The 538-nt window shown below is 63.4% G+C and carries 1 protein-coding gene; it reads left to right on the top strand.

Annotated features, from left to right (window positions below):
- Positions 1–538 (top strand): nuclease-related domain-containing protein (locus tag VJI94_RS07940; RefSeq protein ID WP_324008955.1); only part of this gene is annotated, 538 nt, incomplete at both ends.

Below are 538 nucleotides of genomic sequence, written 5' to 3'. Positions count from 1 at the left end.
GATGCTGCTCAAGGATGCCGACGATCGATCAGTCGACCTGGTGGAGCTGGAAGGGCTGTTGGAGCTCAAGCTCAGTCGGGCGCAACGCGCTGCGGTCGAGCGCGAGATCTGGAACGTGCGTCGTGGCATCGCCGGCGAACGGGACGCGGCCCATTACCTCGACGCCTTCTTCCATGATTCCGAACAGACCGTCGTCATTCACGATCTCAGGCTGGAAATGGACGGGCGCGCGGTCCAGATCGACCATCTGCTCCTGACGCGCTTCCGCACCGCCTATGTGCTCGAGACGAAGAACTACGGCGGTCGGCTGTCGAGGAACGATCGCGGCGAATGGAGCGCCTTCTCTGGTCGCGGAAGATGGGCTCGCTACGACGTGCCCTCCCCGGCCGAACAAGCGCTCAGTCGCGTTCGTGACCTGCAGCGTTGGTTTCGGCGGCAGGGCCTAACCGTCATCGATCGGATCGAAGCGGCGATTATCGTACCGCCGGACGGCTACGTGCCGCGACGCCAGGAGGACGATGAGCCACCATTCATCAAG

The sequence above is a fragment of the Parvimonas sp. D9 genome, from assembly GCF_035282565.1.
GTDB lineage: Bacteria > Bacillota > Clostridia > Tissierellales > Peptoniphilaceae > Parvimonas > Parvimonas micra.
This window is presented reverse-complemented; position numbering and strand designations above follow the sequence as displayed.